The organism is Chloroflexota bacterium, from assembly GCA_026708035.1.
Lineage (GTDB): Bacteria > Chloroflexota > UBA11872 > UBA11872 > UBA11872 > JAJECS01.
Genome location: JAPOVQ010000025.1, coordinates 92101 through 114415, shown reverse-complemented (window position 1 = coordinate 114415; position 22315 = coordinate 92101). Strand labels below are relative to the sequence as shown.

Genomic DNA, 22315 nt, shown 5'->3' with positions numbered 1-22315 from the left:
GTTCGATGTGGGCACCCTCCGACTCGGCCGATGAGGCGGCGATGTCACATGTGAAATCAACTGTTGCGTCTGCTCCACGTGCCGGTGGGCCACACCCCAGCCTCGTCCGACTGGCCTTGGGAATCGCATGTGCGAGCCACTCTGGTCATTGCGGTGAAGCTGTGGATTCGGCGCTCCTAGGGGTCGACGCGCACGAAGTGGGAGATTTCGCTCAGGCCGACGGCGTTGATCGCCTTGATCCGGTAGACATGGCGCACGCCATCGGTCACGCTCGTGTCGGTGTACGTGGTGCTGCTGCTGCCCGTGTTTTTCACGTAGACCAGCAACGTCTTTTCACCCTCGCTGGGCCGCCTCCGCAGGATCTGGTAGCCGGTGATCGATTCGTCACCGGGATCGTCCCAGCTCAAGGTGATCGAGCCGGCGGTATTCACCGTCGCCGTCAGATTCGTCGGCTTCGCCGGACGGGTGTCCACGACGTCCGTGACCGTGATGGCCACCGCGACCGTCGACGTGCTCACCCCGTGACTGGCCGTCACCGTCAGCGCGTAGCTCGTGGTGGTCTCGTAGTCCAGCGCGCCGTCCACCGTGATGGCGCCCGAGCTAGCATCGATGGCAAAGGCGCCGGCATCGTTGCCCGCCGTGATCGCGTAGCTCACCGCGCCATTGGCGCGCACCGTCGCACCGACCGTCCCCACGGCGGCGTCCTCCGCCGCGTCCTCGGCCACTGAGAAGGCATAGCTCGCCGCGCCGAACACCGGCGGCTCGGCCACGTCCGTCACCGTGATCGCAACCGAGACCGTCGACGTGCTCACCCCGTGACTGGCCGTCACCGTCAGCGCGTAGCTCGTGGTGGTCTCGTAGTCCAGCGCGCCGTCCACCGTGATGGCGCCCGAGCTAGCATCGATGGCAAAGGCGCCGGCATCGTTGCCCGCCGTGATCGCGTAGCTCACCGCGCCATTGGCGCGCACCGTCGCGCCGATCGTCCCCACGGCAGCGTCCTCCGCCGCGTCTTCCGCAACGCTGAAGGCGTAGCTGGACTCCCCGAAGTCCGGCGGCTCGGCCACGTCCGTCACCGTGATGGCCACCGCGACCGTCGATGTGCTCACCCCGTGACTGGCCGTCACCGTCAGCGCGTAGCTCGTCGTGCCCTCGTAGTCCAGCGCGCCGGCCACCGTGATGGCGCCCGAGCTGGTGTCAATGGCAAAGCCGCCGGCGTCGTTGCCCGCCGTGATCGCGTAGGCCACCGCGCCGTTGGCGCGCACCGTCGCGCCGACCGTCCCCACCGCGGCGGCCTCGGCCGCGTCCTCGGCCACGGAGAAGGCATAGCTGGCCGCGCCAAACACCGGCGGCTCGGCCACGTCCGTCACGGTGACGGTGACCGTCACGGTTGTGGCGGCGCTCTCCGAGTCGCTCGCCTGGACGGTGAGGGAATAGGTCGACGTGGTCTCGTAGTCCAGCGCGCCCGCCACCGTGATCGCGCCGTTCGCAGCGTTGATCGCAAATGCGTCGCCGGTGTTGCCTGCGGTGATCGCATAGGTCACGGTGTCGCCGTCGTTGGGGTCGGAGGCGCTCACACTGCCGACCGCCGCGGCAACCGCCGCGTCTTCCGCCAGCGTGAACGCGTAGCTGGCCTTCCCGAACGCCGGCGGCCAGTTGTAGACCAAGCTGGGCGCCGGATCGAAGCTGAAGGTCAGGTTCTCGGACGGGTCGTCACCCTCCTCGAGCACAAAGTCCAAATCGGTCCACCGGAAGCGCACCAGCGGCGACCCGGAGGTCTCATGCGTCATTTTCGGCCGGAAGGTGAGGGGCGGAGCCGTGATGGACTGATACTCACCGGTGGACTTGGTGCCATCGGCGTACTCTACGGCGTAGCCAACGTGATACCGCGCCGCCTCGAACTCGGTGCATCCGTTGCCATAGGCCCAATTGAATTTGACCTCCGTTGTCCCGGTGACCTTCGTCAGCGTGGCGTCGACGACGGCCAGCGGGTCGCAGGGGTCGCAGGCGCCGGTGCTGGCGGCGAGGGCGGTGGAAGCCGCCCCCCACGCGGCGGCCAAGGTGGAGCCGTCGCCGTAGATGCTCACACGGAACTCATAGGCCGTGCCGCAGGTGAGTTCCTCCACCGTGTATGCCGCAGCGGTGATCGCGTCGCTGGCGGTCGTCCAGGTCTCGGTGTCGCTGACGCGGTACTCGACGCGGTACTTCGCGGCGCCGGTCACGGCGTCCCACGTGAGCGGGATGCTGGTTTTCCCAACCGTGCCCGCGGCCAGTTTGGTCGGGGCCGGGGGCGCGCACAAAGCCGTCGCCGCCGTGAGAGCCGCGGAGGCCGCGCCCCATTCGGCCGCAAGCGAGGCGCCGTCCCCAAAGGCACTCACTTGAACCGCGTACGACGTGCCACAAGTGAGTTCCTCCACCGTGTACGCCTCCCCGGTGATCGAGTCGCTGGCGGTCGTCCAGGTGTCGGCGCCGCTGACGCGGTACTCGACGCGGTACTTCGCGGCGCCGGTCACGGCGTCCCACGTGAGCGGGATGCTGGTTTTCCCAACCGTGCCCGCGGCGACGTTTGTCGGGGCCGGGGGCGCGCACAAGGCCGTTGCAGCCGTGACAACCGTTGAGGCCGCACCCCATTCGGCGACAAGCGAAACGCCGTCGCCGAAGGCGCTCACTTGGACTTCATACGACGTGCCGCAGGTGAGGTCGTCCACCGTGTACGCCGCCGCGGTGATCGCATCGCTGGCGCTCGACCAGGTATCGGTGTCGCTGACGCGATACTCCAGACGGTACTTGGCGGCGCCGGTCACGGCGTCCCACGTGAGCGGGATGCTGGTTTTCCCAACCGTGCCCGCGGCCAGATTGTCGGGGGCCGGGGGCGGGCAGATGGCCGTCGTCGCCGACACCGCGGTCGCCGGCGTGCCCCACGCCGCCGTGTGCACCACCTGATCCCCGAACGCGGTGACCCGGAACTCGTAGGCCGTGCCGCAGGTCAGCTCGTCCACCGTGTGGGTGGTGCCCGTGAGCGTCTCGTCGTCGGTGATCCAGCTGACCGTCTCCTCCTCGTCCGACTCCTCAGTCCCAGACTCCCCAGTCTCCGACTCCTCCGATTCCGTAGCCGTCGCGCGGTACTCGACGCGATATTTCGCCGCTCCGGTCACCGCGTCCCAGCTCAGCGGGACACTGGTTTGAGTGAGCGTGCCTGCCGTGAGGTTCGCCGGCGCGGGCGGTGCCCCCTGCACGGTCAGCGTGACGGTGGTCGTGGCGGTCTTCACGTCGTCGCCGCTGCCGACGCTCGCCTGCACGGTGAGCGTGTAGGTTGACACCGTGTCCGCGTCGAGCGCGGCGGCCACCGTGAGCTGGCCGCTGGCTTGGGCGATGGCGAAGGCGTCACCGGTATTGCCCGCCGTTATGGTGTGCGCGATCGCCGAACTGCCGACAACGGAGGCCGCGACCGTGCCCACCGCGGTCCCGACGACCGCGTCGTCGGCCACGCCAAAGGCATAGCTGGCCTCGTCGAAGACCGGCGTCGGTGCCGTGATCGTGATAGCGACCGGCACCGTGGTCGTGCTCACCCCATGGCTCGCCGTCACCGTCAGCGCATAGCTCGCCGTGGTTGCATAGTCCAGCGCCGCCGCCACCGTCAGCTCTCCCGTCGCGTCATCGATGGTGAACGCGCCGTTCTCGTCGCCTGCCGAGATTGAGTAGCTCACCGCCCCATTGGCGCGAACGGTGGCCGTCACTGTCCCCACGTCGGCCTCCAACGCCGCGTCTCCCGCCACGCTGAAGGCATAGCTCTCCGCCCCGAAGACCGGTGGCTCGGCGACGTCCGTCACCGTGACAGTGACCGTCACGGTCGTCTCGGCATCATCAGGCGTACTGGCCCGCACCGTCAGCGTGTGGCTCGCCGTGCTCTCGTAGTCCAGCGGGACGGCCACTACGAGGCGCCCCGCCAGCACGTCCACCGCAAACAGGCTGTCGTCGTCCCCCGCCGTAATGTCGTAGTAGATCACCGTCCCGCCCTCGGGGTCGGTGGCCGCCACGGTCCCGATCGTCGTGCTGATCCCCGCGTCCTCGGCCACGGTGAAGGCGTAGCTCGCCGCGCCGAACACCGGAGGCTCCACGACGTTGGTGACGGTGATGGCGACCGCGGCCGTCGCCGTGCTGGCCCCGTAGCTGGCCGTCACCGTCAGCGCGTAGCTCGCCGTGGTCTCGTAGTCCAGCGCCTTGGCCACCGTAAGCTCGCCGCTGGCCGCGTCGATCGCGAAGGCGCCAGCCGTGTTGCCCGCCGTGATGGCGTAGGTCACCGGCGGGCCGCCCGTGATGGTGGCGGTGATCGTCCCCACGTCGGCGTCCGTGGCGGCGTCCTCCGCCAGACTGAAGGCGTAGGTCTCGTCCCCGAACACCGGCGCCGGGCAGGCGCTCGTCGCCGCTGCGACCGTCCCCGACGGCGCGCTCCATTCCGCGGTATGGGTCGTGCCGTCGCCGTAGGTGCTGACCCGGAACTCGTAGGCCGTCCCGCAGTAGAGCTCATCCACGGTATGGGTCGCGGTCGTCAGGGTCTCGTCGTCCGTCGTCCAGGTCTCGGCGTCTTTCACGCGGTACTCGACCCGATACTTCGCCGCGCCGGTCACCGCATCCCAGCTCAACGGCACGGTGCTCGCCGTCACCGTCCCCGCCGCCAGGTTCGCCGGCGCGGGCGGCGAGTCCACCAGATCGCCCACGGTGATCGTGACCGTGATGCTCGAGCCGTCGCCGTGGTCGTCGCTGGCGGTGATGGTTACCTCGTAGTCGGCCTGTGTCTCGTAGTCCAACGCCGCGCTCGTCCGCAGTTGCCCCGTGGCCGTGTCGAGATCGAAGCTGGCCGCATCCGTCCCGCCCAGCGCGTAGGTCACCACGTCGCCTTCGTCGGCGTCCGTGGCCGTCACCGGCGCGCCGATGTCCTGCCCCGTCGCCGTGTTCTCGTCCACCGAGCGCGTGGCCGTCTCGCCTTCCGCGAACGCCGGCGGGACGTTCGGGTACTGCTGGCCCAACTCCCGCCAGGTGGCGGTTCCGTCCCCGTCGACATCCACCTTGAGCACCGGATATTAGCTGGTGGTGCCGAAGTGCCACGGATCGTCGTTGCCCGTGGCGCCGTCGATATCCACGTTCCAGTCGGCGTAGATGCCGGTGTAGCCCGTCGGCGTTTGGAGCTCGGCGGTCGTCTTGCCCACACCTCCGCTGCTCCGCGTCTGCCCGCTCGTCGCCGTGTCCCAGTAGCTCGCCGTCACCCGGGCGTTGCTGTGCTTGCTCCCCACCAGCCCGCCCGCCGTGCCGTGCATCTCCGTCACCCGGCCCCACGCGTAGCTGGCCGTGATCCGCCCGTCGTTGCGGCCGACCAGACCACCGTGACTTTCGTAGCTTTCAGACCTGACCCCCGTCACGCTGCTGCTGGCATAGCTCGCCGTAATCGTGCTCGCCCCGCTGCTGTACCCCGCCAGTCCACCCACACGGTCGTCCCCTTCCACCGCGCCGCTGGCATAGCTCGCCCGGATCTGGCCGTGATTGCGCCCCACCAGCCCGCCGATGTAGTCATTGCCCGTCACCGTGCCGCTCACGTAACTGGCCTGGATCGTCCCCGAGTTGTTTTCGCCGACCAGCCCCCCGGTGTCGTTCCAGCCGGTGACATTCGCGCCGCGCAGCCCGACGTTGCGAATCACGCCGCCCGTGCCGGTGCGGCCAAAGAGCCCAACGTCCTCGGTCTCGCCGCGCGCGATGAACAGGTTGGCGATCACGTGCCCGTTGCCCTCGAAGATTGCGGTGAATTGCCGGGAGCCCGCGCCGATCGGCTCCCACCCCGCGCCGTTGTTCCAGTACGCGTCACCCGCATCCGCCACGCCGTTCCCGTTCGTGTCAACGTCCAGGTCGCCCGTCAACTCGTACCCCGTGCAGCCCGTCCGGCACCCCATCCCCGACGGCGCATTCGGGAACGCCGCCGCATACCCCGCCTCCGGCGCGAACCCGTTCCCGTCCAGGTCCCAGCGGATCGCGTGCAACTGCGCCAGGTTCGCCACTTCGATCAGCCCGTCGTTGTCCACGTCGTAGTCCACCTGCGACGCGGGCGGCGCCGGGCGCTGGTCCCCAAACTCTTCCCAACTCGCCGTCCCGTCGCCGTTGAAGTCCACCCGCAGCACCGGGTACTGGGCGTTCGTCCCGAAGTGCCAGGGGTCGTCCCCGCCGGTCTCGCCGTCCAGGTCCACGTTCCAGTCCGCGTAGACGTCGGCGTACCCCGTCGGCGTCTGCAACTCGGCCGTCGTCTTGCCCACGCCCTGGGCGCTCCGCGTCTGTCCGCTCGTCGCCGTGTCCCAATAGCTGGCCGTTTCGCGGGCGCCCCTCTCGTGGCTCCCCACCAGTCCGCCGATGCTGCCGCGGGTCTCGGCCACCGGGCCCCGGGCGTAGCTGGCGCTGATGCGGCCGCTCGAGTAGTTGCGGCCTACGAGGCCCCCCAGGTGCTCCGCACTGGTGCCGTCCACGCCTCCCGTCACCGCGCCGGTCGCGTAGCTCGCCGTGATTTGGCGGTGATTGCGCCCCACCAGCCCGCCGATGAAGTCGTCGCCGGCCACTGCGCCGCTCGCATAGCTCGCCCGGATGTGGCCGTTGTTGCGCCCCACCAAGCCGCCGATGGCGTCGCCGGTTCCCCGCACCGTCCCGCTCGCGTAGCTCGCCGTCACCGCACCGTCGTTGTCCCCCACCAGCCCGCCGACTTCGTGCTGTCCCCGCACCTCCACACCGTGCAGACCGACATTGCGGACGACGCCGTCTGAGCCGACGCGGCCGAAGAGCCCCACATCGTTCGTAGCGCCACGTGCGATGAACAGGTTGGCCAGGGTGTGCCCGTTGCCCTCGAACGTCGCGGTGAACGGCCGCGACTGTGTGCCAATCGGTTCCCAGCCCGCGCCGCCGTTCCAGTACGCGTCCCCCGCGTCCGCCACGCCGTTGCCGTTGGTGTCAAAATCTAGGTTCCCCATCAACTCGTAGCCCGTGCAGCCCGTCCGGCACCCCATCCCCGACGGCGCGTTCGGGAACGCCGCCGCATATCCCGCCTCCGTCGCGAACCCGTTCCCGTCCAGGTCCCACCGCATCGCGTGCAACTGCGCCAGGTTCGCCACCTCGATCAATCCGTCGTTGTCCGCGTCGTAGTCCATCTGCGACGCGGGCGGCGCCGGGCGCTGGTCGCCAAACTCTTCCCACGTGGCCGTCCCATCGCCGTTGAAATCGACCTTGAGCACCGGATATTGGCTGCCGGTCCCGAAGTGCCAGGGATCGTCCCCACCCGTCTCCCCATCCACGTCCACGTTCCAATCGGCGTAGATGTCGGTGTAGCCCGTCGGCGTCTGCAACTCGGCGGTGGTCTTGCCGGTGCCGCCACGGCTCGCGCTCTGTCCGCTCGTCGCCGTGTCCCAGTAGCTCGCCGTCACGCGGGCGCCGCTGTCATGCTTGCCGACCAGTCCACCAATGCTGTCGCGGGACCCCGTCACGGGGCCCCGCCCGTAGCTGGCGGTGATGCGGCCATTGGCGTAGTTGTGGCCCACCAGGCTTCCCAGGCGCTCGCCGGCGGCCAGGTGCGACGACACCGCGCCGGTGGCATAGCTCGCCGTGATTTGGCGGTAGTTGCCCCCCGCCAGCCCGCCGACCGAGTAGCGGCCCGTCACCGCGCCACTGGCGTAGCTGGTAGTCACGGTGCCGTCGTTGCGCCCCACCAGCCCGCCGATGGCGTCAAGGCTGCCGCGCACCGTGCCGCCGGCATAGCTGGCGGCGATGGTCCCATCGTTGTCGCCGACCAGCCCGCCGACGTCGTAGCGGCCGCGCACGTCCACGCCGCGCAGTCCCACGTGTCGGACGACGCCAGACGCGCTGGTGACTCCAAACAGGCCAATATCGTCGGTCGTCGGCCGATCGATGAAGAGGTTGGCGATTTCGTGCCCGTTGCCCTCGAAGGTCGCGGTGAACTTTCGGGCGTGCGTGCCGATGGGCTCCCACCCCGCGCCGCCGTTCCAGTACGCGTCCCCCGCGTCCGCCACACCATTGCCGTTGGTGTCGAAGTCCAGGTCCGCCGTCAACTCATACCCCGTGCAGCCGGTGGTGGGACAGCCCATTCCGGTCGAGGCGTCGAGGAACGCCGCGGCGTAGCCGGAATCAGTGGATGTGCCGTCTCCGTCAAGGTCCCAGCGAATCGCATGTAGCTGGGCCAGGCTTCTCACCTCGATCAACCCGTCGTTGTCGGCGTCGTAGTCCCCCGTCGCGGGAGTCACCGAAACGGTCGCCGACGCGGCGCCGGTTCCATTTGCGTTGATCGCGCGGATGGCAAAGCTATACGACGTGCCGTTGGCCAGGCCGGTGACGGCGAATGACGTGGAATTGGCCCCACCCGCCGCGCTATTTGGAATGTCCGTCCACGTCCCACCGTTCTGCCGATATTGGTATTTGCTGATCGGGTACTGATCGATCGTGTACGCGGGTGGTGGCATCCAAGCGAGCACTGCCCGTGTGTTTCCAGCGGTGCCGCTGAAACTCACCGGTGCGCCTGGCAAGGGCCGCTGATCGCCAAACTCGGTCCAGGTGGCCGTCCCGTCGCCGTCGAAGTCGACTTGCAGCACCGGGTACTGGCTGCTGCTGCCGAACTGCCACGGGTCCTCGCCGCCCGTCACCCCGTCGAGGTCCACGTTCCAGTCCGCGTAGATGCCCGTGTACCCCGTGGGCGTCTGCAACTCGCTCGTCGTCTTACCCACGCCCCCGCCGCTCCGGCTCTGGCCGCTCGTCGCCGTGTCCCAGTAGCTCGCCGTCACCGCGCTCGTGTGCGCCCCGGTCAGCCCTCCATAGGTACTGTCGCCCGTCACCGCCCCCGTCGCGTAGCTGGTGTCGACCGTTCGCGCGATCCGACCCACCAGGCCCCCAACGTTGTTTGTGCCCGTAACCGTGCCCGTCGCATAGCTGGCTTGGATCGCGCCCCGGAAGTGCTCGCCCACCAATCCGCCCGTGAAGTGGGCGCCCGTCACGGCGACCCGGGCATAGCTCGTCTGGATCGTGCCGGTGTTCCGCCCCACCAGCCCGCCGCTGTTGATCCCTCGCGCCGCCACCGCGCCCGACGTGTAGCTGGCCCGGATAGTGCCCAGGTTCTCCCCCACCAGCCCCCCGACATAGGTCGCCCCGTGACGTCGACCGCCCGCAGCCCCACGCGACGAATCACGCTCTCCCTGCCAATGCGCCCGAACAGCCCTACCTCGTCCGTGGACGCCCGCACGATCCGCAGTTTGGCGATCGTGTGCCCGTTGCCCTCGAACGTCGCCGTGAATCCCGGGGGGCCGGTGCCAATGGGCACCCACCCCGCGCCGTCGTTCCAGTAGGCGTCGGCAACATCCACCACGCCGTTGCCGTTCGTGTCGAAGTCCAGGTCCGCGATCAACTCATACCCCGTGCAGCCGGTGGCGCAGCCCATCCCCGGCGGCGCCCGCGGGAACGCCGCGGCATAGCCCGCCTCCGTCGCGAATCCATTGCCGTCCAGGTCCCACCGGATCGCATGCAGCTGCGCCAGGTTCCCCACCTCGATCAAGCCGTCGTCGTCCGCGTCGTAGTCGACTTGGGCGGTATTCGGCGCCGGGCGCTGGTCCCCAAACTCCGTCCAACTCACCGTCCCGTCGCCGTTGAAGTCCACCTGCAGCGCGGGATACTGGCTCGTCGTCCCGAACTGCCACGGGTCGTCCCCGCCCGTCTCCCCATCCAGATCCACGTTCCAGGCCGCGTAGATGCCGCTGTATCCCGTCGGCGTCTGCAACGCGCTCGTCGTCTGGCCCACACCCCCACGGCTCCGGCTTTGCCCGCTCGTCGCCGTGTCCCAGTAGCTCGCCGTGATCGTCCCGCTGCTTTCGCCCACCAGGCCGCCCAGGTTGCGCTCGCCGCGGACCACCCCCGTCGCGTAGCTCGCCGTGATCGTCCCGCCGCTGTTCATGCCCACCAGCCCCGCCACCCGATGCTGGTTCGTCACCGCCCCCGTCGCGTAGCTGGCGCTGATCGTGCCCCGGTCATTGCGCCCCACCAGCCCGCCGATGTCCCAGTCGCTGCCCGTCACCGCGCTCGCCGCGTAGCTGGCGCTTATCGCGCCCTGGTGGATCTTCCCCACCATCCCGCCGACCCGCGTCCGCCCCGCCACGCGCCCCGTCACGTAGCTCGCTTGGATCGTCCCTCGGTCGTTCTCGCCCACCAGGGCCCCGGTCTCATCCCGCCCCGTGACGTCGACCGCCCGCAGCCCCACGCGACGAATCACGCTCTCCCTGCCAATGCGCCCGAACAGCCCTACCTCGTCCGTGGACGCCCGCACGATCCGCAGTTTGGCGATCGTGTGCCCGTTGCCCTCGAACGTCGCCGTGAATCCCGGGGGGCCGGTGCCAATGGGCACCCACCCCGCGCCGTCGTTCCAGTAGGCGTCGGCAACATCCACCACGCCGTTGCCGTTCGTGTCGAAGTCCAGGTCCGCGATCAACTCATACCCCGTGCAGCCGGTGGCGCAGCCCATCCCCGGCGGCGCCCGCGGGAACGCCGCGGCATAGCCCGCCTCCGTCGCGAATCCATTGCCGTCCAGGTCCCACCGGATCGCATGCAGCTGCGCCAGGTTCCCCACCTCGATCAAGCCGTCGTCGTCCGCGTCGTAGTCGACTTGGGCGGTATTCGGCGCCGGGCGCTGGTCCCCAAACTCCGTCCAACTCACCGTCCCGTCGCCGTTGAAGTCCACCTGCAGCGCGGGATACTGGCTCGTCGTCCCGAACTGCCACGGGTCCTCTCCGCCCGTCTCCCCGTCCAGGTCCACGTTCCAGGCCGCGTAGATGCCGCTGTACCCCGTCGGCGTCTGCAGCTCGCTCGTCGTCTTTCCTTCGCCCCCACCGATCCGGCTCTGCCCGCTCGTCGCCGTGTCCCAGTAGCTCGCCGTGATCGCGCTCGTGTTCGTCCCGATCAGTCCCCCAGTCCCGTGGTCGCCCGTCACCGCCCCCGTCGCGTAGCTGGCGCTGATCGTTCCGCTGCCCGTCTTTTCTCCCACCAGGCCGCCAACGTTACGGGTGCCCCCGACCGCGCCCGTCGCGTAGCTCGCTTGGATCGCGCCCGCGTTCTCGCCCACCAAGCCGCCAACGTCGTCCGTGCCCGTCACCGCGACCCGGGCATAGCTGGTCTGGATCGTGCCGTAGCTCCGCCCCGCGAGGCCGCCGCTGTTCGCGCCCCCCGCCACCACCGCGCCCGTCGCGTAGCTGGCTTGGATCGTGCCGGCGTTCTCCCCCACCAATCCGCCGACATCGCTGTTCCCGCGCACGTCGATCCCGACGAGCCCGACGTTGCGCACCACGCCGATCCGGTCAACAAAGCCGAACAGCCCCACGTCGTTGGTCGACGCCCGCGCGATCCGCAAGTTGGCGATCACGTGCCCGTTGCCTTCGAATGTCGCGGCGAATCTCGGGCGGGAGGCGCCGATTGGCTCCCAACCCGCCCCGTCGTTCCAGTAGGCTTCATTGAGGTCGACCAGGCCGTTGCCGTTGGTGTCGAAGTCCAGGTCCGCCGTCAGCTCATAGCCCGTGCAATTGGTCGCGCAGCCCATGCCCGGCGGCGCGCGCGGGAACGCCGCCGCGTAGCCGGGATCGGTGGCGAACCCATTGCCGTCCGGGTCCCAACGGATCGCGTTGAGCTGCGCCAGGTTCGCCACCTCGATCAACCCGTCGTCATCCGCGTCGTAGTCCACCCGCGACGCGTCGGGCGCCGGGCGCTGCTCGCCAAACTCGGCCCAACTCGCCGTGCCGTCACCGTCGAAGTCCACCTGCAGCGCGGGGTACTGGCTCGTTGTCCCGAAGTGCCACGGGTTCTCCCCGCCCGTCTCCCCGTCCAGGTCCAGGTTCCAGTCCGCGTAGATGCCGGCGTAAGCGGTGGGCGTCTGCAGCTCGCTCGTGGTCTTGGCCACGCCCCCGCCGCTCCGGCTCTGCCCGCTCGTCGCCGTGTCCCAGTAGCCCGCCGTCACTCTGCTCGTGCGATCACCAACCAGGCCGCCGACGCGGCTGTTGCCGGTCACCGTGCCGGTCGAATAGCTCGCGGTGACCGATCCCCCAATCCGCCCCGCCAGGCCTCCAACGTCGTCCGTGCCCCTGACCGCGCCCGTTGCATAGCTCGCTTGGATCGTGCCCGCGTTCTCGCCCACCAAGCCGCCCGTGAATCTCACACCCGCCACGGCGACCCGGGCATAGCTCGTCTCGATCGTGCCGCTGTTCCGCCCCACCAGCCCCCCGCTGTTGCTGCCGCGAGCCGCCACCGCGCCGGTCGCATAGCTGGCCTGGATCCTTCCCCGGTAGTTCTCGCCCACCAGGCTCCCGGTGTCTTCCCGCCCCGCAACGTCCACCGCCCGCAGCCCGACATTGCGGATCACGCTCCCCGTGCCGATGCGGCCAAACAGCCCCACGTCGTTCGTGGACGCCCGCGCAATCCGCAGGTTGGCGATCGTGTGCCCGTTCCCCTCGAACGTCGCCGTGAATCCCGGGTGGCCGGTGCCAATGGGCACCCACCCCGCCCCGTCGTTCCAGTAGGCGTCGGCCACATCCACCGCGCCATTGCCGTTCGTGTCGAAGTCCAGGTCCGCGATCAACTCATAGCCGACGCAGCCGGTGGTGGGACAGCCCATCCCGGTCAGGGCGTCGTTGAAGGCCAGCGCGAACCTCGGGTGGGTGGAGGTCCCGTCACCATCCAGATCCCAGCGGATGGCGTGAAGCTGCGCCAGACTCCTCACCTCTATCAGCCCGTCGTCGTCTGCGTCGTACTCGCCGTCGAATTCGGTCACCGTAATCGTCACCGGCACCGCCGCGGCGCCGCCGGCCGCATCGGTCGCCGAAACCGTCAGGGCATAGCGAGAGGTCGTGTCGTAGTCCAACGCCGCCGCGAGCGTGATAGACCCGCTGGTCTCGTTGATCGCGAATGTTCCCGCCTCATTCCCGGCAGTGATTGCATAGGTCACCGGATCGGCGTCCGTCGCCGAGACCGTGCCCACCACGGCGCCTATCGCCGCGCGCTCCCTCACCGTGAAGGTGTAGCTCTCGGCCCCGAACGTGGGCGGCGTGCAAGCGCTCGTGTCCGTGGTCAAGGATGTCGACGGCTCGCCCCACGCAAGCACGGTCGACGTCCCATCGCCGAAGGCGCTCACCCGAAACTCATACGAGGTTCCACAGACCAAGCCGTCAACCTCATGGGTCACGGCGCTGAGGTCGAAGGCGTCGATCAGCCACTCCGCATTCGAACCGGAGACGCGGTAGTCGACGCGATAGGTCGGGGTCACATCATTTGCGGCACCCACCCACGTCAAGGTGACACCAGTCTCGGTTGGAGACGAGGCGCTCAGGCTTGTTGGCGCCGGTGCGGTCGCGTCGCAGTAGGGCAACGATAGTTGGGCGAGATCCTGCGATCCGCTGCGACCGTCAATCGCCGTCCCCAGGCTGCGCAAGGCGGTCGGGACGCATCCGCTGAACTGATTTCCGCTGAGACCCAGAGTGCTCAGACGAGCGAGACTTCCTAGCTCGGCAGGAATCGTCCCCGCGAGTTTGTTGGAACTCAGGTCCAACGTCGTCAGCGCGGTCAGCGTCCCAAGCGCGGCCGGGATGGTCCCGGCAAGCTTCTTGCTCGAGAGGTCGAGCCCCGTCACGCGACTTGGCGTGCCACCGGTTGTGACCCCCTCCCGCTGGGTGATCGCAGTCGCAGCGCTCCAGTCGAGGGCGTCACCGCTCGCGCCTTCCAGAAGCGCTTTCGCCGCGCTCAGGACGCGGCAGTCCGCTACCAACGCCTGATTGCTCTCCGGATTCGGTATCACCGTGCCATTGCCACAGTCTGGCCCAATCAGCTTCACCGTCACACCGACTGAGCTCATGCCGCCGGACGCATCGCTCGCTGCAACCGTCAACTCGTAGACCGACGCTGAGCCCCCTGCAAGCGACCCGGCTACCGACAATGCGCCTGAGGTTGCATTGATCGCGAGTTTTCCGGCGTCATTGCCATGGGTGATTGCATAGCTCACCGAATCGCCGTCCACGTCAGACGCCTCCAATGCCCCAACTACGGTACCAGCGGCGGCGATCGCGATAACCTCGAATGTATACACATCTTCAGAAAATTCCGGAATTGCATTGCCAGATACATAGCCGACTTCCCATGTTTTCGCACGGCTACCCGCCCCAAATTGGCCTATAGATATTTTGCCAATATCATATTCCGGGACCCTAACCATCGTATAACACGTATCATTATCGACGGCACCACGTTGATTCAACGTGAATTCAGTCACTTCGTATCCTATCGACCGCCGACCTGCCGGAAGATCGCTGACGTCGCTAGGTGTCACCTGGACAAAGAATGGATTCACCCTGTCCTGTTGTAGGCAGTCTCCAATTTTCACAAATGACCAATCACGGCCACTTCGATAGATATCAAAGCCTCCGCCAGACGATACCCATGTCAGCCTCTGCCGCGCACCCAGATTGAGCTCTTCGCCCAAGGATTTGAGCCGCTCTCTCACCCTCTGTTCCTCCGCCCGTTGAGCGACAACGCCCTGGGCGGACCGAGCCGCCCTGGGATTTCGCGACTCAGATTCATCCACGTGATCGATTGGCACCCGGCTGTTTTGCGATGCATCCGCCGTCGCACTAGCAGATTCCGAATTGCTGCGATCGCAATACCATGTAGATTCATCCGCACCTACCACAAAGTGAGGAGGTAGCATGGACACGCGCCCACACTTTTTCCCGGACCCTTGTTGATATTTTTCGATCACCCCCACACGATTACTGTCATCGGTATTTACTAACGACCAGTTGCATCCCTCGGGAGTACCACCAAATTCAAAATCTTCCGTGAAATTCCCAGGGCCTTCAGCACAAGAAATCGAAAATGCAGAAGTCGCAAATCTATAGTGGAACGTAAGACTATCTTTGTGCAGTTTCGGGTTTTCAGACGCGATTGACGAGACAATTTCACGCGAGCCGATCTTATAGATGTAGTCTGTCCACGACCCGCTTTTACCTTTGAGTATCCTGTGGCCTCCAGAATCAGCCGGAATCTCGAATGCCACGTCGCCGACTATATTTGTGCCATTGAAACAGAAATGAGTGATGGATGTTACATGCCAAGGGTCCGGTGGCCCAGCCGTGCGTCCAAATACGTCGTCGAGAATGCCAAGCAATGACAAATATTCTTCGATTTTACTCCAAAGCTCGTCTTCAATCACGGTGGCACCGTCTGGCTTTAGACGATCTTTGTCAACTACAAAATTATGCGTATCGCACTCGGCAGCTATTATGGTGCTAGTCGTCCGCCACGGGCCACAATTGAGTGGATTCGCGTGAGTTTGGCAAGTCGCGACTCGAATGAGATATTCAGTTCCGCCGGTTAGCTGCGACTCAGGAATTCTGAATTCCCTCAGCGGCGCTTGCTGTGCTGTACTGGTGGTAGCGATTGGCCAAGATAAGGTGCCGGAACCGGACGGATGGCCACTTGATTGGAACGTTTGGCCTTTGCGTTTGTACTGAACAAAGTATCCTTTTCCGCCTCCGAGCGGCAATGCGGGCCCAGTCCATTTTGCCACCAACGTATCCGGACCATCGGCCGATCCAGGATCGCCGTTGCCGAGCGAGACCGTTAGTGCTTGAACCTCGCACAGGTCGCCTGGCTTGTCTGAACACGATGCATGAACCGTCAGCGTGGCACTCTTTGAAACGCTGGTCGTCGAAGCAGCTGCCGCGTTGCCCGCAGCTGTCGATCGAGCCTGGCTGCTACCGCCAGCCTGGCTGCTACTAGCAGCGACTTGGCTGCTACCCGTGAGGGTGTACTTGGTTGTGGCGGTGGGACAGACTCGCCGGCTCCCGACAACCTCGATAGCGCCGATGTTAGGGTCTCCTGTATCGAGGCCAATGGACGGGTTGTTGAGGGCACTGGTCCACCAGCTTACGATCGCACGGTTACCAACATAGATCTCCGATGGGTTCACCTCGACATGTCCATTAGATACAGTTACATCCACTTGGGCAGTGATTGTTTGACTCCCCTTGGATGCGGTGAGCGTGTACGTGGTGGTTCGCTCAGGACAGACTTCTTCGTCAGTCCCATTGAGACTCGTGCTGATATTGGTGCTTGTAACCGCACTCGACGTTGTCTTGATCTTGGAATCAACGCTTGCTGACTCGGCATCGGTAGTGGTCCAGGTAATGTTGGTGCAGTCCGGATTTGGGGGCGTCAGGTGCGTTGGCTTACCGGAGGTAATCGCGATGCTCCCCGCCAACTGCGAGTCGCACGCGTTGGTGGTCGCCGAGGCGGAGGCCCACGCGCTCCAACTAGGCGCGTACGTCGATCCGTCGCCGCGCGCCCGCAGCTTGAAGCTGTACGACGTGTTGCATGTCAGGCCCGACACCCTATAGCTGGTGCTTGAACCCGAGATGTCGCTCTTGCGGTGCTCTACCTCATATCTACTGATGCCGCTCCGAGAGCTCCAATTCAGATTGATGCTGGTCCTGCCTCCGGCGCTTGCGCTGAATCCGGACGGTGCGGGCGGCTTGTCGAGAGTCGGGCCTCCGGTTGGCGGTTCTGTTGGCGTTGCGGTTGGCGTTGCGGTCGGCGCTGGCGTTGGGGTCGGGGTAGGGCAGGCCGCGGTCGTCCCCGATGTTTCGGCATATGGGCCCCACTTATTCGCCCAGGTCGACCCGTCCCCGTGCGCCCGCACTTTGAAGTCGTACTTGGTGTTGCATGCAAGCCCTCCCACCGTTAGCTCAGTGCTGGTGATGCTGCTGCTTCGGCCCTTCACGTGGTAGACCTCAACGCTGCGCACGTCGCTCCATGTCAGCTTGATTTGGCTATCGCTGATCGCCTCCGCGCTGAATCCCGATGGGGCCGGTGGAAGCTGTCGGACCGTGACCGAGACGCTGTCCGTGTGCGAACCGGCCGGGCTATAGGCCGTGATCGTGTATTGCGTATTGCTGGTGGGGCGGATGGTGCGGCTGTCGTTGGGATCAACGCTCCCGATTCCCTGGTTGATGGAGCGTCTGGTCGTCCAGGTGCTGCTCCAGCTGAGGGTGGTGGAGCCGCCAATGTCGATCGCGGAATCTGAGACTCTGATGTCCACCGACGGACAGACGATGATGTTTCCCGCGTCCGGCTCCCGGTAACACCCGGACGGCGCATCGTCGCGAGGCCGGACTCCCGCCTCTTCGCCGCCCTCCTGCGCCATCACCAGTGGTCCATAGCTCGTGACGGCAAAGGTCAGCAGGAACAGCACCGTCAGCACGGCACTGGCCACCCGCAGCCATCGCGGCTGGCGCCGCAGCTCGGTGATCATTGCCGCCGGGGACGCCATCAGCCGGCGTCAGATCGCGGGATTTCCGATGGCGCGAACGCCCTCGGGAATATCGACGCGGATCGACAGTCCGTGAAACCAGGCGCCGTCAAATTGAGCCGGCCCCAGCCCGTTCAGGTCTGGATTCGGACCTTGGCCTCGCCTTTCGTGAACTCAATCGGTGCAGCCCACTCACGGATCCCGCCTCAGCTTCCGTTACGAAGAATTATTCATAAATCGACCGAAGTGCGTGGATACTGTCACTCTGCTCGCCTGCTGTCAACGTCGACGATCCCGGCTCGGTTCTCGTTGTCAGTCCTCCCTCCAGGTCTGAATTTAGTTGCACCTGCCGCGACGTCACTAGTTCTGTTACGAAGGATTATTCATGAAGTGATTGAGGTACGGGGATATTTTCACGTTACCGGCTCGCTGTCAGCGTCGGCCGCCGCGGCTCAGCTCTCGTTGGCGGTCCTCCCTGCGGTCTGGCCTTGGTTGCGCCCGCCGCGACGCTACTAGGCTCGGTTCGGCAACACCGCGAGCTTGCGAGTCGACCGATCGCGCAACAGGGCGGTTCCGCCGGACGACGCGGGCTTAACCGGGCCGCGGGATGGCTCCGGCAGCATCCGGTCCGACCTTTGCCATTTCGCCGCCACCGCGGTCCCTTCGTCCATCTGGACCAGCGGTTTCCATGACTTTCGAGGGTGGGCCAGGTTCCAGCAGACCAGCTTCATTGGGCGCGGCGTGCGGTCGCGACGCGTGGCCCCCGACCAACTCGACCGGCATTGCCGGGCCGCGCGACACGCGGCATGAAAACCCGGCCGACGCGGGATGTCCCCGGCCTCAGCTATCCGCGCAGAACGGCAGTCCGAGTTCGGCAAAGTCGATGAAAAAGACATCCCGAAGCCCACCGGGGATGCAACCGGTCAGCTGGTCGTTGCCGCCGAGGCGCAGATTCGTTAGGTCCAGGTTGCCCAACGCTGTCGGAATCTCCCCAGTCAGTTGATTCTCCGAGAGATCGAGATAACGAAGGCGGCTCAGGCCGCCCAAGTCGGGCGGGATCGCCCCGCTCAACTGGTTCGCGCCCAGGACAAGCGCCGACAGGTTGACCAACTGGCCCAACTCGGTCGGGATTGGCCCGGTCAGTTGGTTCGCGCCCAGGACAAGCGCCGACAGGTTGACCAACTGGCCCAGCTCGGACGGGATTGGCCCGCTCAGTTGATTCGTGTTGAGTTCGAGCATTTCCAGGTTGGCGAGGCCGCCCAGCTCGGATGGAATCTCTCCATCCAGTTGGTTGTCGCTGAGCGAAAGCGCCTCAAGTGCGGAGAGACGGCCGAGTTCCGACGGAATCTCCCCGCTGAGCTGGTTCGACGAAAGGCCCAGCCGTCGGAGATTAGAGAGACCTCGGAGCTCCGGTGGGATCTGGCCGCTGAGCCGGTTTCCAGAGAGCGACAGCGTCGTCAGGTTGATAAGGAGGCCAAACTCCGACGGGATTGTCCCGCTCAGCTGGTTCTCGCCCAGGAAAAGCCACTGCAGGCTGACCAGCTGACCCAGCTCCGGCGGGATCGCGCCGTCCAACTGGTTTTCATAGAGTCTCAACTCTCGCAGGTTCGTGAGGCCGCCCAACTCGGATGGCATCTTTCCGTCTAACTGGTTTTGACTGATCGAAAGCACCTCGAGTGCGGAGAGACGGCCGAGTTCCGACGGAATTCCCCCACTAAGCTGGTTCCGATATAGGCCCAGAGTCCGGAGCTTGGAGAGGTTTCCGAGCTCCGATGGGATCTGGCCACTGAACTGATTCGCGCCAAGCGACAGCGTCGTCAGGTTGACCAGGAGGCCAAGCTCCGGCGGGATCGCCCCGCTTAACTGGTTTTCGTCGAGGTAGAGTCCCCGCAGGTTGTTCAGCTGTCCCAGCTCGGTCGGGATTGGCCCGCTGAGCTGGTTGCCCGAAAGATTCAGCCGCTGCAGGTTGACCAGCTGGCCCAGCTCGGTCGGGATTGGCCCACTCAGTCGGCTCGTGCCCGGCCCGCCTGATATCGACTCATGGAAGCCGACCGACTCGGTTGGTGTCGCTCCATATAGCCGATCCTGGCCGAGCGACAGCTCCTCGAGCGCGGAGAGAAGGCCGAGCTCCGGGGGGATCTCCCCCTTCAACTGGTTGTCGTTGAGCCGCAGCGCCGTGACCGCACCGGTTGAATCCGTCGTGACCCCATGCCACTCGCCGAGCGGCGCGTCGGTCAGCCATTTCGTGATGCGGACCCAGTTCGGCCCGTCGGTTGCGTGGAAGAGCGCAACGAGGACGTCGCGGTCGGAGACGATCGCGGGCCGCGCCGCCTCGATGCCTGAGACCTCGGTGGCGCTACAGAATGGCAGGGCGAGCGCGACGAGGTCGTTGCGGGATACATCGCGCAGTCCCGCGGGGATGCAGCCCGTGAAGTTGTTGCCTTGGCCAAGAAGCAGCTTCGACAGCATTTCCAGGCCATCCAACTCCTGGGGGATCGATCCGTCGAGCCGATTGCTCCGGAGATCCAGCGACCACAGCTTGAAGAGGCCGCCCAACTCCGGCGGAATTGCCCCACTGAGATTGTTGAACGCGAGACTCAGCACGACAAGGTTGGTGAGCTGGCCGAGGAAGGGTGGAATAGCCCCGCTCAGGTTGTTGCCGCTCAGCACCAGCGCTTCCAACTCGGCGAGGCGACCCAGCGCGGCAGGGATCGCGCCATCCAGCTGATTTCCCGAAAGGGTCAGTTCCCGCAATTTCGAGAGTTGGCCCAGTTCGGGGGGTATCGCTCCGCGTAGCCGGTTGCCGTCGAGTTTCAACACTCGCAGGTCAGCAAGGCGGCCCAACGACGGCGGGATCGGCCCAATCAGCTGATTGCCCGCCAGGCTCACAGCCTTCATGTTGGACAGCTGACTTAGCTCGGGTGGAATTTCCCCAACGAGACTGTTGCCGCCGAGGAGCAACACTTCCAACGCCACCAGGTGGCGAAGCGAGGGAGGGATCGGCCCACGGAGCCCGTTGACGGCAAGACTCAGGGACTTGAGGTTGGAGAGCCGAGCCAGTGCCGGCGGAATCGCTCCGCTCAGCTGGTTGCCGGGGAGGGTCAGCCGTTCCAACTTGGCAAGACGGCCGAGCTCGGGGGGAAGTTCGCCGCTCAAGCGACTACTCCCGAGCTCTATTTCCGTGACCCGGCCCTCCGAGTCGGTCGTGACCCCGCGCCATTCGCCGAGCGGCGCATCGCTCAGCCAGTTGGTGTTGTCGACCCAGTTCGGTCCGTCGGTTGCGTGGTAGAACGCGATGAGCGCCTCTCGGTCCTCGGCGACGCCCGGGGCAGGGGCCGGCGCCGACGTCACCGAGGCGACCGGTGGTGGGGCGAGCGTGGGCGTCGCTGCCGGAGTGGGGCGCGGGCTGATGCTGTCCAGGCACACTGGCAAATTGACTTTGGCAGCGTCGCCCGGAATGTCCCGGATTTCCTTGAGGACGCACCCCGTGAACCGATTGCCGCCGTTGAGGTACAGCCAGGTCAGCTTTCCGAGGCTGCCCAATTCGCCTGGGATCTCTCCACTGAGCCGGTTGCCCGAGAGGTCCAGCTGTTGCAGGTTCGCGAGGCGGCCGAGTTCCGGCGGGATTGGCCCGCTGAGCTGGTTGTGCGCGAGATCCAGCTCCGCGAGCCGGGCGAGTTCGCCGAGCTCGGGCGGGATCGGCCCGCTGAGTTGGTTATACCCGAGGTTCAGCTCCGAGAGCCGGGCGAGCTTGCCGAGGTCGGGCGGAATCGCCCCACTCAGCCCGTTGCCCCGCAGATCCAGGGCGTCCAGATTGGCAAGGCTGCCGAATTCCGGCGGAATCGGTCCAGTCAGGCCATTGCCAAGTGCACTCAGCACTCTCAGTTTGGGAAGCTCGCCCAGCTCGGGTGGCAGCGCCCCCGTGAGCTCGTTGTGGTCGAGCCATAGATACTCCAAGCTGGCAAGACGGCTCAGCTCAGGTGGTATGGCTCCCCGCAATTCATTGTCTACAAGAGAGAGCCAGCGCAGCCGAGTAAGGCGTCCTATTTCGGGCGGGATTTCACCGCGTAGCCAGTTCTGGAAGAGCCGCAAGTCCGTGACCCGGCCATCGGCGTCCGTGGTGACGCCGTGCCACTCATCCAAGGGCGTCTCGCTGAGCCAGTTGGCGCTCTTGCGCCAATTTGGGCCGTCCGTCGCGTGATAGAGCGCGACCAGGACTTTCCGGTCAGGGTTGGGACCGGGCGTGGGCGACTCGGTCGGGGCCGCTGTATCGGGTGTTGGTATGGGCGACACCGTCCGGGTCGGCGTGCCGACGGCCACGACCGCCGCCGTGTCCACGTGCGCGGCGGTCGTGGGGACGGGCGGAGCTTCCCCGGTCGGCTCGGAGCCATCACAGCCCGCAATGGCGAGAATCAGGGTGACACCCGGAAGCGCGACCCATCCGACGTGTCCCATAGACCATCGGCGGGCGGATGCCAGCATGCGGCAGGGCGCCGATTCCATGCCAAGCAGCGCCGACTTGACGCTATGCACGTGCAATCCGGCAGCCCGAGTCGGCTAAAGTCTTTCGCACCGACTCTCCCCCAGTCCCGTGCGCGTCAATCCAGTGAGCTGGCGATAAGACAGCTGAGGAGTTTTCAGGCGGGCGGCCCGCAAATCCATTCCCGAATCGAACGGTGGTGCCGATGTCTGGTATCGGAAGCGGGCCGCAACTCGGGTAGGTCGCCCGGTTTTCTCAGGATTCGGTCGCCAACACCATTCGGCACCAGCCCGTTGGGCGTAGTCACGCGCGCGGAACCTCTTCCGGCGTGCGGCCCAAACCAGATGGTCGGTCAGCGTCTCCGGTCCCCGAATCGCGACTGCCTCAGGGAGAAGCGCATCTCGCCTGCGAATGAGGCCTCAGCTTTCAATAGGAAGATTCACTCACGAATGGATCGATGTGCGGGAATACTGTCA

General features: G+C 66.1%; 5 protein-coding genes and 1 pseudogene. 2 read left to right on the top strand and 4 right to left on the bottom strand.

The window, feature by feature from the left end; all coding sequences use genetic code 11:
• Positions 1–176: 176 nt before the first annotated feature.
• The 3 genes and pseudogenes from OXG33_10630 to OXG33_10620 form a co-directional block, all read right to left on the bottom strand.
• A complete protein-coding gene (locus tag OXG33_10630; GenBank protein MCY4114377.1) occupies positions 177–5072 on the bottom strand; it encodes a cadherin domain-containing protein in 4896 nt (1631 codons plus the stop codon).
• Positions 5073–5078: 6 nt separating this feature from the next.
• Positions 5079–9155 carry a fibronectin type III domain-containing protein gene (locus OXG33_10625; protein MCY4114376.1) on the bottom strand — a complete coding sequence of 1359 codons (4077 nt, stop codon included), beginning with the start codon at positions 9153–9155 and terminating at the stop codon, positions 5079–5081.
• Positions 9156–12841: 3686 nt separating this feature from the next.
• Positions 12842–14266, bottom strand: a pseudogene (locus OXG33_10620) (cadherin domain-containing protein).
• A 2032-nt stretch (positions 14267–16298) separates the two neighbouring features.
• Between OXG33_10620 and OXG33_10615 the strand changes: the two are divergent.
• The gene (locus OXG33_10615) at positions 16299–16448 is read left to right on the top strand and encodes a hypothetical protein (protein ID MCY4114375.1); all 150 of its coding nucleotides are present in this window, start codon (positions 16299–16301) and stop codon (positions 16446–16448) included.
• Positions 16449–16982: 534 nt separating this feature from the next.
• Positions 16983–17192: a hypothetical protein gene (locus OXG33_10610; GenBank protein ID MCY4114374.1), complete on the top strand. Its 210-nt coding sequence runs from the start codon at positions 16983–16985 to the stop codon at positions 17190–17192.
• Positions 17193–18199: 1007 nt separating this feature from the next.
• Here OXG33_10610 and OXG33_10605 read toward each other — a convergent pair.
• A complete protein-coding gene (locus OXG33_10605) occupies positions 18200–21892 on the bottom strand; it encodes a hypothetical protein (protein ID MCY4114373.1) in 3693 nt (1230 codons plus the stop codon).
• Between the last annotated feature and the right edge of the window lie 423 nt (positions 21893–22315).

Bases quoted from the DNA above. Each gene is read 5' to 3' on its own strand.
- OXG33_10615 (MCY4114375.1), top strand. From the start codon at position 16,299: ATGCTCCCCGCCAACTGCGAGTCGCACGCGTTGGTGGTCGCCGAGGCG.